The following is a 17741-nucleotide window of genomic DNA, read 5'->3' on the forward strand; positions in this document are numbered from 1 at the left end:
CAGGGGTGAGCCCGGCCAGCGGCCGGGCTCTGGTAGATAAACAACAATCAGGAAACCACTTGGCCGGCCGGCACTTTCAGGCCGTCATGCCACCACGCCGCGAGACTGAAGACGTTGGGCGCCTTGAGAATCGTGAAGTGGTTGCCCGGCCCGTACCACACCGCCAGATCCGCAACCTGGCGCTGCCAACCCTCGACCATCGCCGCTTGCTCGCGCTGATTGCCCCACGCATCCAGCGTCGGGTCATCGACCAGCGCCAGCCGCACCGGGCCGGTGTAGGCCAGTTGCGGTTGATAGACCGTACGCAATGCCGTGGCGAAGGTGCGCACCGGGCCGTGCATCGCCTGCGCTGACGAACGCGCAGACAACACACCCGCACGCACCATGCCCTCGTGCAACAGGCGCATTTGCGTGGTGTCGTCAGCCTCGGCGAACGCCAGCGGATCGATGCCCAGGGACTTGCCGCTGGACAATTGCAGCGTCTCGATCAAGCGTTCCAGCGCGGCAGTCGTCGTGTACGGCTTGCCCGCCGTGCCATTGCCGCCGGGAGATTCGCTGTCGATCAGGGTCAACGACGCTACCTCACGTCCGATCGCCTGCAACTGCGTGGCCATGGCATGCGCGACCCAACCGCCGAACGAATGGCCGATCAAATGCACCGGGCCTTGCGGATACAGTTGCTCGACGGCTTGCAGATAACACGCCGCTGCCGCTTCTACCTGACTGTGCGGCACGCCGTGACCATCCAGGCCACGCGGTTGCAGACCATAGATCGGCCACTCAGGACCGAGCGCTTCGGTCAGGTGAATGAACCCGGTGACACTGTCGCCCGCCCCCGGCACACAGAAGATCGGCGCATGCCCGGCGTGCCCACTCTGGATCGTCAATACTGGCTGATACACCTGTGGTTGCGGGACCCGCGCCGCCGCCATGGCCTGACTCAAAGCCTGGCCGAGCGCCTGGATATCCGGGTTTTTCATCATGCTGCGGTGATCCCCCGGCACATCGATGCAGCGCAGCAAACCTGTACCGACCTTGTTCTCCCAACCACGGGTCGGACTCGGCTGTGCCTGTCCCGGCATCAATGCCTGGGCGCGGAACAAGTGCACCGGCTGGCTGGCCGGGCTGACGCGGTAATGCGCCAGTGCCAGGCCATGAGCGGCCTCACGATCAAAGTAACTCCAGGCATCCGCTGCGCTCAGTGCGGCCAGTTCCGGGTCAGGCAATTGCTGTTCGCAGCAGCGCTGGAACAGTTCGTCGAAGCCGGTCAGCTCGACTTCAGCCTCAAGCCTTTCGACGTCAGTCAATGCTTGCTGCCCTTCTTCACCGCGCATCTGTGAGCGCGCCCGGCAATGTTCGAGCAATTGACGCTTGTCGCGATGCTCGCCGCTCCAGCGGGTTTTATCCTGGCTGGCTGGATGCGGTGCGTAAGTATCAAGCAGGCCGACAAACGCCACCGCCTCATCGAGACCGAGCAATTGCTGCGCGACTTCGTACGCCAGCAAGCCGCCAAACGACCACCCGGCCAGATGATACGGCCCATGCGGCTGCACCGAGCGGATAATCCCGACCATCCGCGTGGCCATGCACTCAAGGGTGCGCAGTTGCGGCTGCCCCAGTGGCACACCGGGCAAGCCGTAAATCGGAAACTCGCCCTCGATATGCAGGCCCAATGCCGGGAAATATACGTCCCGGCCGCTGAATTCATGAATCAGGAATAGCGCATTACCGCCCTCGCCCGGCCGCACCACGACCAGTCCTTCCGGCTGTTCAGGCACGCCACTGCGCTGGCTGATCAGCGCTGCCAGTGATTCGATACTCGGCCGCTGGAACAGCTCCGCCAGCGTCACCTGTTGCCCCGCCCGCTGCAGCAAGTTGACCAGACGAATCGCCAGCAGCGAATGCCCGCCCAATTCGAAGAAATTGTCGTGACGTCCGACCTGCTCGACATTCAGCACCTCAGCCCAGAACCGTGCCAACACGGTTTCAACCTCGCCTTGCGGTGCTTCGTAGTGGCGGCTGAGCACGGCGTCGAGCCCCGGTGCCGGCAGTGCCTGACGATCGATTTTGCCATTGGGACTCAAGGGCAAGGCGTCGAGCGCAACAAACGCGCCCGGCACCATGTACTCCGGCAACTGCTCGAGAATGAACGCGCGCAACGTATCGATAGCGGGCACTGCACTGCCCTCGCGCACAGTAAAATACGCGACCAGACGCTCGTCGCGCATCAGCACCACCACCTCGCGCACCTGCGGGTGCTGGATCAATCGCGCTTCGATTTCACCGAGTTCCAGACGCAAGCCGTGCAGCTTGACCTGAAAGTCGTTGCGCCCGAGGAATTCGAGGTTGCCGTCGGCGCGGTAACGCACCAGATCGCCGGTGCGGTACAAGCGATCACCGGCCACGAACGGGCTGTCGATAAAGCGCTCGGCCTGCATCTGCGGCAGCCCCATGTAACCGCGCGCCACACCGATGCCGCCAATGTGCAACTGGCCGATGACGCCAATCGGCACCGGTTGGTCATGCGCATCGAGCACATACACACGGGTGTTACAGATGGCCTTGCCAATTGGCAATTCGGATGACGGTACCGGCATGTGCGGTTCCAGTGTCCATGCCGTGCTGTCGACCGTGGCTTCGGTCGGGCCATACACGTTATGCAGGCGCACCCACGGCAGTTGCTGGCGCACGGCAGCGGCCAGTGCCGCCGTGAGTTCGCCGCCACCACAGAAAATATCGCTGAGGCTGGTGCATTCACTGACCTCCTGCAGCTCAACAAACTGCTGCAACAGCGCCGGCACAAACTTGACTACGGTAATCCGTTGCTGACGAATCACTTGCGCCAGATACGCCGGTTCCCGATGACCGCCCGGCCGTGCCAGTACCAGGCGTACGCCGGCCGTCAGCGGCCAGAAGAACTCCCACACCGAGCCATCGAAACTGAATGGCGCTTTCTGCAACAGCGCGCCGTCTGTGGTCGGTGGGCAAATCTGCGAGCCCCAATGCACCAGATTGCACAAGCCACGGTGTTGGAGCATCACGCCTTTCGGTGTGCCGGTAGAACCTGAGGTGTAGATCATGTACGCCAGATTCGAAGGCGTCAGGCCAGGCACCTGCGGATTGCCCTCCGATTGCGCGTGCCAGTTGCATTGGTCAAAGTCGATCACAGCTACGTCGGTCCCGGCAAACAGCGATCGGGTGGCCGAGTGAACCAGCACTGCCACCGGCGCGCAGTCCCTGAGCATAAAGTCGAGGCGCTCCGTCGGGTAAGCCGGATCCAGCGGCACGTAGGCGCCACCGGCCTTGAGAATGCCGAGCAGCCCGACCACCAGATCGAGTCCACGCTCGACGCACAGCGCCACCCGCGCATCCGGCCCCACGCCCTGCTCGCGCAGGTGATGCGCGAGACGGTTGGCACGGGCGTTCAGCTCGCGATAGGTCAGGCTGTGTTCGCCAGCCTGCACGGCGATGGCATCCGGCTGACGCTGCGCCTGCGCTTCAAACAGGCTCTGAATCGGTTGTTCGACCGGGCAATCAACCGCCGTCGCGTTGAAGTCGCCGAGCAAGCGCTGCTGTTCATCCGCCGCGAGCAGGTTGACCTGCGCCAACACAGCTTGGTCATCGCTGACCAGCGCTTTCAGCAAGCGCTGCAAGTAACCACTAAAACGCCGCACGGTCGCCTCATCGAACAACGCCGTGGCGTAGCGCAGCGCGCCACGGATGCCTTGCGGGTTTTCCCCCAGGCTCAGCGACAGGTCGAACTTCACAAAGTGATTTTCCCCGGCCACGCCTTCCAGCGTCAGACCGCCCAATGCCAGGGCCGGCGCGACGCTGCTGTCCCAGCTCACCAGGGTCTGGAACAACGGGGAGTGGGAAAGGCTGCGCAGCGGTCGGGTGATTTCCACCACGTGTTCGAACGGCAGATCCTGATGCGCCTGCGCGGCCAGGGTCTGGGCCTTGACCCGCGCCAGCAGCGCTGCGCCCGTCAGATCACCTGAGGTATCGACACGCAACGCAAGGGTGTTGACGAACATGCCGATCAACCCTTCGATCTCGACGCGGGTACGGTTGGCCACCGGCGAGCCGATGACCACATCGGACTGCCCGGACAAACGAGCGAGCAACATTGCCCAGGCGCTCATGAGCACCATGTACGGTGTCACGGCGTGACGCTGACACAACGCCTTGAGACCGACGCTGGTCTGCTCGTCCAGCACGATCTCGACACTGCCACCGCGATGATCCTGTTGCGCCGGGCGCGGACGGTCGGTCGGCAGGCTCAACAAGGCCGGGGCGCCGGCCAGCGTCTGCTGCCAGTAATCGCTCTGGCGCTGCAGCACCTCACCGCTGAGCCAGCGACGTTGCCACACCGCGTAGTCGGCGTATTGCAAGGCCAGCGGCGGCAGCGGGTCGTCCTCGCCGTAACTGAACGCCTGATACAACGCCATCAATTCACGAGTCAGCACGCCCATCGACCAGCCGTCGGAGATGATGTGGTGCATCGTCAGCAAGAGCACATGGTGCTCATCGGCCAGCCGCACCAACCGTCCCCGAATCAACGGACCGTCCTGCAAATTAAACGGTCCGCGAGCTTCAGTTTCGATCAGCGCGCGCAATGCCTCGTCGGTCTGCGGCTGTTGCCGCCAATCCTCTTCAATCAGCGGCAGGCCACTGTCGACCGGAGCAATCAGCACCTGTGCTTCGTCGTTCAATTGCGCAAAACGACTGCGCAGGGTTTCGTGACGAGCGGCGATCCGCGCCAATGCCCGTTGCAGGGCCACGGCGTCGAGTCGGCCGCGCAAATGCAGGCCTAAAGGAATGTTGTAGGCGGTATTGCCGCCGTCCATCTGCGCGAGGAACCACAAGCGTTGCTGGGCGAACGACAACGGCAGCACCTGATCGCGCGGCGCCGGCAGAATCTGCGGCAAGCTGCTGCGTTCGGCCTGACTCAACACTTCGGCGACTGCCGCCAGTTCCGGGTTGGCGAACAGATCAGCCAGCGCCAGTTCCACACCCAATTGCTGGCGCACCTGGGACAGCATGCGCATGGCCAGCAATGAATGCCCGCCGAGTTCGAAGAAGTTGTCATGGCGCCCAACCTGTTCGACCTGCAACACCTCGGCCCAGACCTGTGCGAGGCTGATTTCCAGTGGATTGGCCGGCGCCTCGTAAACCCGGCTGAGCAGCGCCTCCTGCGTCGGTGCCGGCAGTGCCTTGCGGTCGACCTTGCCGTTGTTGTTCAACGGCAATACGTCGAGTTGCACCCACGCCGTCGGCAGCATGTATTCCGGCAGTCGTGCGTGCAGCTGCGCGTGCAGATCGGCGTTGTCCAAGGGTTCATCGTGCGCCGTGTAGTACGCCACCAAACGCGTGGCGTCCTGACCGTCGCGGCGCGCCAGCACCACCGCTTCCTTGATCCCCGGGCATTTCAACAGGCGGTTTTCGATTTCCCCCAGTTCGATGCGGAAGCCACGGATCTTCACCTGATCATCGTTACGCCCGATGCAGTCGAGTTGCCCCGGTGCCAGCCAGCGTGCGAGATCGCCGGTGCGATAGAGCAACGCACCAGGCGTCTCGCTGAACGGATCGCGGAGGAACTTCTCGGCGGTCAGATCCGGCCGGTTCAGGTAACCCAGCGCCACGCCCTGCCCGCCGATATACAGCTCCCCGGTGACGCCCATCGGCACCGGTTGCTGATACGCGTCGAGCACGTACACCTGCGTGTTGCCGATGGGGCCGCCAATCGGCACGTTCTCGGCGTCCTGCGCCACTTCCTGCACTTCGAATGTGGTGGCGTAGGTGGTGGTTTCGGTCGGGCCGTAGCAATGCACGATGCGCAACGCGGGTGCTTCGGCCAACAGTCGACGGAACGCCGCCGGATCACCACGTTCACCACCACACAAGAGGATGCGCAAGCCCTTGAGCGCCTGCGCAATCAGCTGCACGTACTGGTTGAACAGCGCGGTGGTGACGAACAGGATCGTCGCGCCACTGGCACTCAGTTCGCGGCCGAAGGCATTCGGATCGAGCAGGGTTTGATGGTCAATGATCACCACGCGACCGCCATTGAGCAGCGGCCCCCAGATGTCCATGGTGCTCGCATCGAACGCCGGATTCGAGGCGAACACCACGCGATCCTGTGCATTGAAATCGGCGTAACCGTTGTTGAGCACCAAGCGGCCGATGCCCCGGTGCGGCACCATTACCCCTTTCGGCGTGCCGGTGGAACCCGAGGTGTACATGATGTACGCCAGGGCCTCGGACGACTGCAGCAGGTTCGGGTTGTGCGTCGGCTGACCGTTGAGGGTCAGCGTGTCCAGATCGATACGCGGCGCGGCGTAGTCGATGACTTCGTTGCTCAAAGTCAGTAGCGCCACCGCCCGACAGTCCTCGACCATGAACGCCTGGCGCTCGCTCGGCGCATTGATGTCCAGTGGCACATAGGCCGCCGCGCACTTGGCGATCGCCAGTTGCGCCACCAGCAACTCCAGCGAACGTGGCAGCAGAATCGCCACGTGATCGCCCGGCTGCACGCCGTGAGCAATCAGGTGATGGGCCAAGCGGTTGGCTTGCGCGTTGAGTTCAAAGTAGCTCAGTGAATGTGCACCATGCACTGCCGCCACAGCCTTGGGATGCGCGGCTGCCTGCTGTTGGAAAACCCCGTGTACGGTCAGTGTTTGCGGGTAGTCACGCGCCGTGGCGTTGAAGTCGTACAGCAAGCGCTGGCGCTCATCGTTTGCCAGCAATGGCACACGTTCCAGCACCGTTTGATCATCGATAACCATCGCGTCGAGCAGACGTTCGAAGTAGCCGATGTAACGCTTGATCGTCAGCGCATCGAACAGCGCCGTGGCGTAGTTCAGCGTGCCACGAATCACCCCGTTGACCTCGCCCAGTGTCAGCGTCAGGTCAAACTTGGCGACATCGCCCGGCCCGGCAACACCCTCCAGTGTCAGCTCGCCCAACGCCAGTTGCGGGCCGACACTGCTGTCCCAGCTCAGCGTGGTCTGGAACAACGGGCTGTGCGCCAGACTGCGCAGCGGTCGGGCGATTTCCACCACTTGTTCAAACGGCAAATCCTGATGCGCTTGCGCCTCCAGTGTCCGCGCCTTTACCCGCGCCAGCAGCGCTTCGACACTCGGCGCGTCCGAGGTGTCGATGCGCAAAGCGAGTGTATTGACGAACATGCCGATCAGGCCTTCGATTTCAGCGCGGCTGCGGTTGGCCACCGGCGCACCGATCACCACATCGGTTTGCCCGGACAGACGACTCATCAGCAGCGCCCAGGCGCTCGTCAAGGTCATGAACAGGGTCGTGCCGTGACGCTGGCTCAACGTTTTAAGGCCAGTGCTCAAGCGTTCGTCCAGCAACACCTCGACGTTGCCGCCGGTGTAATCCTGCTGCGCCGGTCGCGGGCGATCGGTGGGCAACGTCAACAAGGCCGGCGCGCCGTCGAGGGTCTGCTGCCAATAGTCGCTTTGCCGCTGCAGCACTTCACCGCTGAGCCACTGACGTTGCCACACGGCGTAGTCACCGTATTGCAAGGTCAGTGGCGGCAGCGGATCAGGCTGACCGTGGCTGAACGCTTGATACAACGCCATCAACTCGCGGGTAAGCACGCCCATCGACCAGCCGTCGGCGACGATGTGATGCACGGTCAACAGCAACACACAGTGATCGTCGGCCAGGCGCACCAACCGTCCGCGAATCAACGGATCGTTGTGCAGATCAAACGCTGTCGAGGCTTCCTGCGCCATCAATCCCTGCACGGTGTGCTCGGCTTGCAAGTCCTGGCGCAGATCTTCCACGCGCAACAGTAAACCGCTGTCGACCGGGGCAATCGACACGTGTGCGCTGTCGTCGAGGCTGATGAAACGGCTGCGCAAGGTTTCGTGGCGGGCAACGATGCGTGCCAGCGCCGCTTGCAGGGCATCAACGTGGAGGTGGCCGCGCAGGCGCAAGCCGAGGGGAATGTTGTACGCCGAGTTGCCACCCGTCATCTGCGCCAGGAACCACAGGCGTTGTTGGGCGAAGGACATCGTTAACGGTTGATCACGCGGTACCGGCACAATGTCCGGTAGCGCGCTGCACCCGGCGCGATTCAATACTTCAGCGACTGCGCTCAATTGCGCGTCGGCAAACAGGTCACTCAGCGCCAGTTCGACGCCGAGGCGCTGACGGATCAGCGAGACCATGCGCATCGCCAACAGCGAATGACCGCCGAGTTCGAAGAAATGATCGTGACGGCCGACCTGCTCGACTTGCAGCACTTCGGCCCAGATCTGCGCCAGTGCGGTTTCCAGTTGGCCTTGCGGCGCCTCGTATTCGCGGGCCGGCAACGCGGCCAGATCCGGTTTCGGCAACGCTCGGCGGTCGACCTTGCCATTGGCGGTCAGCGGCAAAGCTTCGAGCCGGACAAACGCTGCCGGCACCATGTAGTCCGGCAACTGCGCCAGCAGATGCTCGCGCAACTCGCCCACCGCCAGTGGCTCGGCCCCCGTCTGTTCGGTGAAATAGGCCACCAGTCGCGGCTGACCGGGTTGGTCTTCGCGGGCCAGCAGCACCGCTTCGTTAATCCCGGGGAGCCGATTGAGGCGGGTCTCGATTTCACCCAATTCAATGCGCATGCCACGGATTTTCACCTGGTCGTCGTTACGCCCCAGGTAGGCGAGCGAGCCGTCTTCGCGCCAACGGGCAAGGTCACCGGTGCGGTACATGCGCGCATTCGGCGTGTTGCTGAACGGGTCTTGCAGAAAGCGCTCGGCGGTCAGGTCGGCGCGGTTCAGATAACCCCGGGCCACGCCCGCGCCACCGACGTACAACTCGCCCAGGACGCCCATGGGCACCGGACGTTGCTGCTCGTCGAGCAAGTACACCGCCGCGTTCGCCACCGGTTGGCCGATGTGCAACGCCGCACCGACTTCAATACGTCCTGAAGTGGCGACCACAGTGGCCTCGGTCGGGCCGTAGTTGTTGATCACCGCGAAGCGCTGCTGACGGCTGAACTGACGCAAGCGATCGCCACCGATCAACAGAGTGCGCAAAGTCGGGTGATCGAGGTTCTGGCTGAACGCGTATTCGGCGACCGGGGTCGGCAAAAAGCTCACGTCCAGCGGTTGCGCACGCCACCATTCGAGCAAGGCATCGACGTCTTCCGCGCCGTCGTGATTAGGTGCCAGATGCACCGTGGCGCCCGCGCACAGAGCCGGCCAGACTTCCCACGCCATCGCATCGAAGCCAAATCCGGCAAGGCTTGAGGTGTGGCTGCCGGCGTGTAAATCGAATGCATCACAGTGCCAGTCGACCAGATTGGACAGCGTCTGATGCTCGACCATGACCCCTTTGGGCAGACCGGTCGAACCCGAGGTGTAGATCACGTACGCCAGATGCGTAGCGCTCAGGCCCGGCACTGCAGGGTTGTGCTGCGCCTGCGCTGGCCAGGCGCACAGGTCGACATCGATCACTGGCACGGTCAGCAGTGGCAGTCTCTTGTGCAGATCGCTTTGCGTGAGCACCGCAGCCGGCGCGCTGTCGCCGAGCAAATAGCTGATCCGCTCGGCAGGATGCGCCGGATCGATCGGCACATAGCCGGCGCCGGCCTTGAGGATGGCGACCAGCCCGACCAATGTATCCAGCCCCCGGCGGGCGACAATGGCCACGCGGTCATCGGCTTTCACCCCGATGGCGATCAAGTGATGAGCCAAGGCATTGGCCTGGCGATTGAGCTGCAAGTAAGTCAGTGGCTGTCCGGCAAACAGCGCTGCAATAGCCTGCGGACGCTCGGTGACCTGCGATTCGAAGCGCTGGGCAATCGTCAGCTCACGCGGGTAGTCAGCCTCGGTCGCATTGAAATCCACCAGCAACTGTTCGCGCTCATCTGCCGGCAGGATCGACAACCGGTCAAAGCCCACGTGCGGCGTGTGCTCCAGTGCCTCCAGCAACGTCATCAACGCACCCTGCATGTACCCGCAGATACGCTGTGCATCAATCCCCGCACCGGCCAATACCTTCAGGCGGAAGTCTTCGCCGAGATCATCAACGCTGAGGGTCAGGCGATAGTTGCTGTGCTCCTCGGCTGCCAGCAATTGCATGCCCTGCCACGCCGCTTGCACCTCTGCGGATATCGGCCCGACCGGGGTGCTGTGACGATAGTTGAGCAGCGTGCTGAACAGCGGCGTGCCCGCCGGCATCGCGCTGCACTGTTGCACCTGCGCCAGTTGCGCGTGCTCGTGAGCGAGCAACTGACTCAAGCGTTGATGGGTCGCCAGCGCCGCACCTTTAACGCTGTGCGCATTCAGTTCGATGCACAGCGGCAAGGTGTTGATGAACACACCCAGCGCTCGCTCCGCTCCTTCGCCGCCCTGCAATCGGCCAAGCAAAACCGTGCCAAAGACCACGGCGTCGCGCCCGGACAATTGCCCCAGCACCTGCGCCCAGGCGAGGTGCATCAGGCTGGCGGCGCTGACACCCAAGCGCCGTGCCTGTTGCCGGACGCTGTGGCTGATTGTGTTTTCCAGCGCCAACTGCGCTTCTTGCGCGGGCCCGTCATGGGCCAGATTCTGGCCATAGGGCAAGGTCGGCTCATTGATCGCGCCGAGCATTTCGCGGAAGAAGCTTTCGTGCTCTTGCGCGCTAAGCCCGGCGCGGGTGTGCGCCACGTAATTGCGATACGGCACCGGCTCGCTCAAGTGTGCGGCGTTGCCCAGCAGAAACGCCTGCATCTCGTGCTGCAACACCTCAAGCGCCACGTGATCCATGACCAAATGATGAAACAGCAACAACGCAACCACGCGGTGATTGGACACATCGCGGCTGTACACCACGCGCATCAGCGGCGCCTCGGTGACGGGCATGCGGTAGTTATCGATGGTGAAGCGCTCACGCAACAGGCTCAGTGCGTCGCCCGCTTCGGTGTCCAGCTGCAAGGCCTCGCAGCCCAGCGAAGCCTCACGCCAGACCACTTGCACCGGTTCTTCAAGGCCTTCCCAGAACAGCGAAGTGCGCAGAATGTCATGGCGCTCGATCACCCGTTGCAGTGCCTCAGTGAATACCTGCAAACGCTGCTCGTCGGCGAAGGCAAACTGCGCCTGCAGCACATACGGATCACCCTGCGCAGCCGACAGATGATGGAACAGGATGCCGGTCTGCAACGGCGCCAGCGGGTAGATATCCTGCACGTTGCGCGCACCGCCGGGGATACTCGCAACGATTCGGTCAAGCGTCGCTTGATCCAGCGCCACCAGTGGCAGCAGTTCGGGCGTGATGCGCGTGCAATCGGCCGGAACAAGATTGGCCGGCACCGCTGCCTCAGGCTCTCCGCCCACCGCCGCAGCCAATGCGGCCAGCGTCGGTTGGCCGAACAGCACGCGGATATCCACCGACAGTCCGGCCCGGCGCATGCGCGCAACCAGATTGACCGCGAGCAACGAGTGGCCGCCCAGTTCGAAGAAATGATCAAAGCGCCCGACCAGCTCGACCTTCAGCAGCTCGGCCCAGAGGCCGGCAATGACCGTTTCAACTTCACCGAGCGGGGCTTCGTACTCGCGGGTCAGCAGTGCAGTCTGGTCGGGAGCCGGCAAGGCTTGACGATCCAGTTTGCCGTTGGGGCTCAGCGGCAAGGCCTGCAAATGCACAAACACGGCAGGCACCATGTAATCCGGCAGATGCTTGAGCAATTGGCTGCGTAGCTGATCTGTTTCCAGTGGCTCGCCGCTGTAATACGCCACCAGCCGCTGATCGCCCGGCACGTCTTCACGGGCCAGCACGGCCGCTTCACGCACGCCATCAATGTGCGCGAGATGCGCCTGAATCTCGCCCAGTTCAATGCGCAGACCACGGATCTTGACCTGATCGTCGTTGCGCCCCAGGTACTCGATGTTGCCATCAGCCAGATACCGTGCGACGTCCCCGGTGCGGTACAAACGCGCGTCGGCCTGATCGCTGAATGAGTCGTCAAGGAAGCGCTCGGCCGTCAGCTCCGGCCGATTCAGATACCCCCGCGCCACCTGCCCACCGCCCAGATACATCTCACCGACCACACCGAATGGCACCGGTTGCTGATGAGCATCAAGGATATACACGCGGGTATTGCACAGCGGTTTGCCGATCGGCGGCGTGCCGTCCGGCACCGGCGAATCCGCCTCCAGCGTCCACACGGTGCTGTCGACGGTGGCTTCGGTCGGGCCATACACGTTGTGCAGGCGTACCTGCGGCAGACGCTCGCGGACGCTGCGCACCAACGCGGCAGTCAGCTCACCGCCGCCACAAAACACATCAGTAAGACTGCGGCACTCGCCCACCTCTTCCACTTCAAGGAATTGCCGCAACAGCGCCGGTACAAACTGGACGACATTGACCTGTTGCTCACGAATCAGTTGCACCAGCGCGGCCGGATCGCGGTGATCATCCGGGCCGGCGAGAACCAGGCGCATCCCGCAGCTCAACGGCCAGAACAGTTCCCATACCGAGGCGTCGAAACTGAACGGGGTTTTCTGCAACAGCGCGGCGCCGGTAGAAAGCGGACACAGTCCGGCGCTCCAGTGCAGCAGATTGCCCAGGTTGCGGTGCTCGACCATCACGCCTTTCGGTGTACCGGTGGAGCCGGAGGTGTAAATCACATAAGCCAGGTTCGCGGCGCTCAGGCCGGGTACCTGCGGATTGTTTTGCGCCAGGTTTTGCCAGGTGCACTGGTCGAAATCGACCTGCACGCCCGCCCACTCGCCGATCAGCGCACGCGTCGGCGCATGCACCAGCAGCACCGTTGGTGCGCTGTCCTCAAGCATGTAGACCAGACGTTCGGCAGGATACCCCGGGTCGAGCGGCACATAAGCGCCGCCAGCCTTGAGAATCGCCAGCAGACCGACCAGCAACTGCGGCCCGCGTTCGACACAGATCGCCACCCGCGAATCGCTACCCACGCCGCACTGGCGCAGGTGATGGGCGAGTTGGTTGGCGCGGCGGTTCAGTTCGGAGTAACTCAAACGCAATTCACCGGCCACCACGGCATCAGCGTCTGGCGTGCGCAACACCTGCGCTTCGAAGCGACCATGAACGGTCTGCTCGAGATCGTGGGCGACGGCGGTTGCGTTGAGATCGAACAGCAGATGCTGACGCTCGTCATCCGCCAACAACGCCACCTGCTCCAGCACCGCTTGATCATTGCTGACCATCGCCTGCAACAGGCGCTGGAAGTAGCCGACGTAACGTTGAATAGTCGACTCATCGAACAAGGCAACGGCGTACTCCAGCACACCGCGAATCCCGTCCGGCACCTCTGCCAGCGTCAGTGACAGATCAAATTTGGCAAAGTGGCTTGGTTCGGCGACGCTTTCCAGCGTCAGCTCGCCCAGACTCAGGCTCGCGCCATGGCCGCTGTCCCAACTGAACATCGCTTGGAACAACGGGCTGTGCGCCATGCTGCGCTCAGGCCGGGTGATTTCCACCACTTGCTCGAACGGCAGATCCTGATGCGCTTGCGCATCCAACGTCCGCGCCTTGACCCGCGCCAGCAGCGCCTCGGTGCTCAAAGCGCCCGAGGTATCGATACGCAAGGCCAGCGTGTTGACGAACATGCCGATCAAGCCTTCGATCTCGGCGCGGGTACGGTTGGCCACCGGCGAACCGATGACCACTTCCGATTGCCCGGACAAACGACTCAACAGACTCGCCCAGGCACTGAGCATGAGCATGTACATGGTAACGCCGTGACGCTGGGCCAAGGCCTTGAGCCCGGCACTCAGGCGTTCGTCGAGCACCACGTCGACGGTGCTGCCGGCGTAATCCTGCTGTGCCGGCCGGACGCGGTCAGTCGGCAGCGTCAACAGTGCCGGAACGCCCGCCAAGGTCTGTTGCCAGTATTCACTCTGGCGCTGCAACACCTCGCCACTGAGCCAGCGTCGCTGCCACACCGCGTAATCGGTGTATTGCAGCGGCAGCGGCGGCAGTGGATCCGCCTGCCCCTGGCTGAAGGCCTGATACAGCGCCATCAGTTCGCGGGTCAAAACGCCCATCGACCAACCATCAGAAATAATGTGATGCATCGTCAGCAACAGCACGTGATGATCGTCGGCCAGACGCACCAGCCGTCCGCGAATCAGCGCATCGTCCTCCAAATCGAACGGCCCCGAGGCTTCGCCCTGAATCAGCGCCTGCAAGGCCTGGTCCGGTTGCGGGTGTTGGCGCAGGTCTTCAACGCGCAGCAGCAGACCGCTGTCGACCGGGGCGATCAGCACTTGCGCCTGGTCATTGAACTGGGCGAAACGGCTGCGCAGGGTTTCGTGACGCGCAACGATACGCGCCAAGGCTTGTTGCAGCGCATGCTCATTCAGTTGCCCACGCAGGCGCAGGCCGATGGGAATGTTGTACGCGGTGTTGGCACCTTCCATTTGTGCGAGAAACCACAAGCGTTGCTGGGCGAACGACAGCGGCAACGCGCCGTCACGGGCCACCGCGACAATCTCCGGTTGCGTGCTGCGCCCGGCCTGCGCCACCGCCTCGGCAACCGCTGCCAGTTCGGCGTTGGCGAACAGATCGCCCAGCGCCAGTTCCACGCCAAGACGCTGGCGAACCTGGGACACCATGCGCATGGCCAACAGCGAGTGACCACCGAGTTCGAAGAAATGGTCCTGACGCCCGACTCGCTCGACTTGCAGCACCTGCGCCCAGATCTGTGCCAAGGCGCTTTCCAGTTCGTTGTGCGGTGCCGCGTATTCGCGGGTGAACAGCGCCGCACGCTCGGGTTTCGGCAGGGCCTTGCGGTCGACCTTGCCATTGGCGGTCAACGGCAGTGCGTCGAGTTTGACGAAGGCCACCGGCACCATGTACTCCGGCAGCTGGGTCAACAGGTGCGCACGCAACTCGGCCACCGCCAGCGGTTCAACCTGACTCTGCTCGGTGAAATACGCCACCAGTCGCGGTTGGCCGGGTTCATCTTCACGCGCCAGCAACACCGCTTCCTGAATGCCGGGCAACTGATTGAGGCGGGTTTCGATTTCACCGAGTTCGATGCGCACGCCGCGGATTTTCACCTGATCGTCGTTACGCCCCAGGTACTCGATCGTGCCGTCGGCGCGCCAGCGTGCGAGATCGCCGGTGCGATACATGCGCGCATTCGGCAAGGCGCTGAACGGGTCATGGAGGAAGCGTTCGGCGCTCAGGTCGGCGCGGTTCAAATAACCGCGCGCCACCCCGGCGCCGCCGACATACAACTCGCCCATGACGCCAATCGGCACCGGACGCTGCTGTTCATCCAGCAGGTACACCGTGGCGTTGGTCACCGGTTTGCCGATGTGCAAGGCGTCACCCGCCTCGATTAGCCCGGAGGTCGCAACCACGGTGGCTTCGGTCGGGCCGTAGTTGTTGATCACATCGAATTGCTGATTGCGGCTGAACTGGCGCAAGCGGTCGCCACCGATCAGCAGTGTGCGTAGTGTCGGGTGTTCAAGGTTCTGGCTGAAAGCATATTCGGCGACTGGCGTTGGCAGAAAACTCACGTCCAGTGGCTGCGCGCGCCACCAGTCGAGCAGCGCATCGATGTCCTCGCTGCCTTCGTGAGTCGGTGCCAGGTGCAGGGTCGCGCCGGCACACAACGCCGGCCAGACCTCCCACGCCATCGCGTCGAAACCGAACCCGGCAAGGCTTGAGGTGTGGCGACCGGCGCACAGATCAAACGCGCTGGAATGCCAATCGACCAGATTCGACAAGGTGCGGTGTTCGACCATCACGCCTTTGGGCAGGCCGGTGGAACCGGAGGTGTAGATCACGTAGGCCAGATGAGCGGCGGTCAGAGCCAGCACCTGCGGATCAGGGGTCTCGCTCAGCGGCCAGGTGCGCGGGTCAAGATCGATCACCGGCACCGCCAGCGCCGGCAAGCGCTCCCGCAGATTATTCTGGGTGAGCACTGCGACGGGGGCGCTGTCGCTGAGCAAGTAGTGCAGACGCTCGGCCGGGTGCGCCGGGTCGACCGGTACATAACCGGCGCCGGCCTTGAGAATGGCGACCAGCCCGACCAGCGTATCGAGGCCACGGCGGGCGACGATGGCGACGCGATCATCGGGCTTCACACCCAGTGCGATCAGATGATGGGCCAAGGCATTGGCATGCCGGTTGAGTTCGGCGTAACTCAATTGCTCACCGAGGTATTGCGCGGCCACGGCTTCGGGCCGCTGCGCCACTTGCGCCTCGAAGCGTTGGGCGATGGTCAACGTCGCCGGGTAGTCGGCGTGAGTGGCATTGAACGTCAGCAGCACCTGCTCGCGCTCGGCCGTCGGCAGAATCGGCAATTGGTTGAGCGCGGTGTCCGGCGCCTGCTCCAGTGCCAACACCAGACTTTCCAGGGCGCAGTGCAGGTAATCGCAGATGCGCTGTGGATCGACCTCGGTGGTGGCCAGCAATGTCAGGCTGAACGCGTCGCCGAAATCATCGATGCTCAGGGTCAGCGGGTAGTTGGTACGTTCTTCGGAACTGATCGTGCTGATGCCTTCCCACGCCGCCAGGGTCTCGGCACTTGCGGTCGCCGCCGTGTGGCTGTGGCGGTAATTGAGCAAGGCACTGAACAACGGCGTCGGCGCGACCACGCCGCTGCAACGCTGGGCCAGTGCCAGCGGCGCATGCTCGTGGCGCATCAGTGTGGTCAGGCGTTTGTGCGTCGCCTCCACCGCGGCGCGCACGCCCTGCGCATCGACATCGACTCGCAGCGGCAAGGTATTGATGAAAATCCCCAGCGCCCGTTCGGTGGCTTCGGCGCCTTGCATACGGCCCATCAGCACAGTGCCGAACACCACGTTTGGCTTGCTGGTGAGCGCCGCCAGTACCTGCGCCCAGCCCAGATGAAACAGGCTCGCGGCACTCACGCCGAGCTGCCGCGCCTGCGCGCGCAGACGCTGGCCGAGCAACGGGTTGATCGGCAGGCTCAGTTCGGCGATGCCGAGGCCGTCACCCTGCACATCCTGCAAACCGTAGGGCAGCGTCGGCTCGGCAATGTCAGCGAGCATCTCGCGGAAAAAAACCTCGTGCTCGGCTTCGCTGATGCCCAGCCGCGCTTGCGCCACGTAATTGCGAAACGGCACCGGGCGCCCGAGCGTTTGATCCTGGCCGGTGAGGCAGGCGAGCAGTTCGTGACGCACTACATCGAGTGCCGAGTGGTCCAACGCCATGTGATGAAACAACAACGTCGCGACCACGCGCTGACCGTCCTCGTCCCATGCGTAGGCCAGACGCATCATCGGCGCGCACCGGACGTCCAGACGGAAATGCCGCGCATCGAAACGCTCGTGCAGTTGCTGCAGCGCAGCGCTTGCGCCGTCTGCCAGCACGACCTCTTCGATCGGCAACTGTGCCTGACGCCAGACCACTTGCAGCGGCACGTCCAGCCCCTCCCAATGCACCGCTGTGCGCAGGATGTCGTGGCGATCGATGACTTTTTGCAAGGCTTGAGCGAAGTCCTGCAGACGCTCATGGCTGCTGAACGCGAAGTACGATTGCATGACGTAGGGATCGCCCTGCTCGTTGCTCGCGTGGTGATAGAGAATGCCTTCCTGCAACGGCGCCAATGGGTAGATGTCCTGCACATTGACGGCGCCGCCCGGTACCTCGGCGAGCAAGCGGTCAAGGGTCGGCTGATCCACTTCGGCCAAGGTGACCATCGCCGGTGTGATGTGCGTGCTGCCGGGAAGAATGCCGTTGGCCGGCACATCGATCTGGCCAACGCGGGTGGCCGAGTATTGCCCGGCCTTGATCAGTTC

General features: G+C 63.3%; 1 protein-coding gene and 1 pseudogene. Both read right to left on the reverse strand.

Translation table 11 applies throughout. The features are described from left to right. Positions 1 to 47: 47 nt before the first annotated feature. Positions 48 to 1850, reverse strand: a complete 1803-nt coding sequence (locus ACOYXE_RS10035) for a thioesterase domain-containing protein (RefSeq protein ID WP_460929808.1) — start codon at positions 1848 to 1850, stop codon at positions 48 to 50. Continuing rightward, a pseudogene (locus tag ACOYXE_RS10040) lies at positions 1842 to 17696 on the reverse strand (non-ribosomal peptide synthetase); the annotation flags it as partial. The pseudogene ACOYXE_RS10040 and the gene ACOYXE_RS10035, both read right to left, overlap by 9 nt. Positions 17697 to 17741 lie beyond the last annotated feature (45 nt).

It is taken from the genome of Pseudomonas sp. MC6, assembly GCF_054790575.1.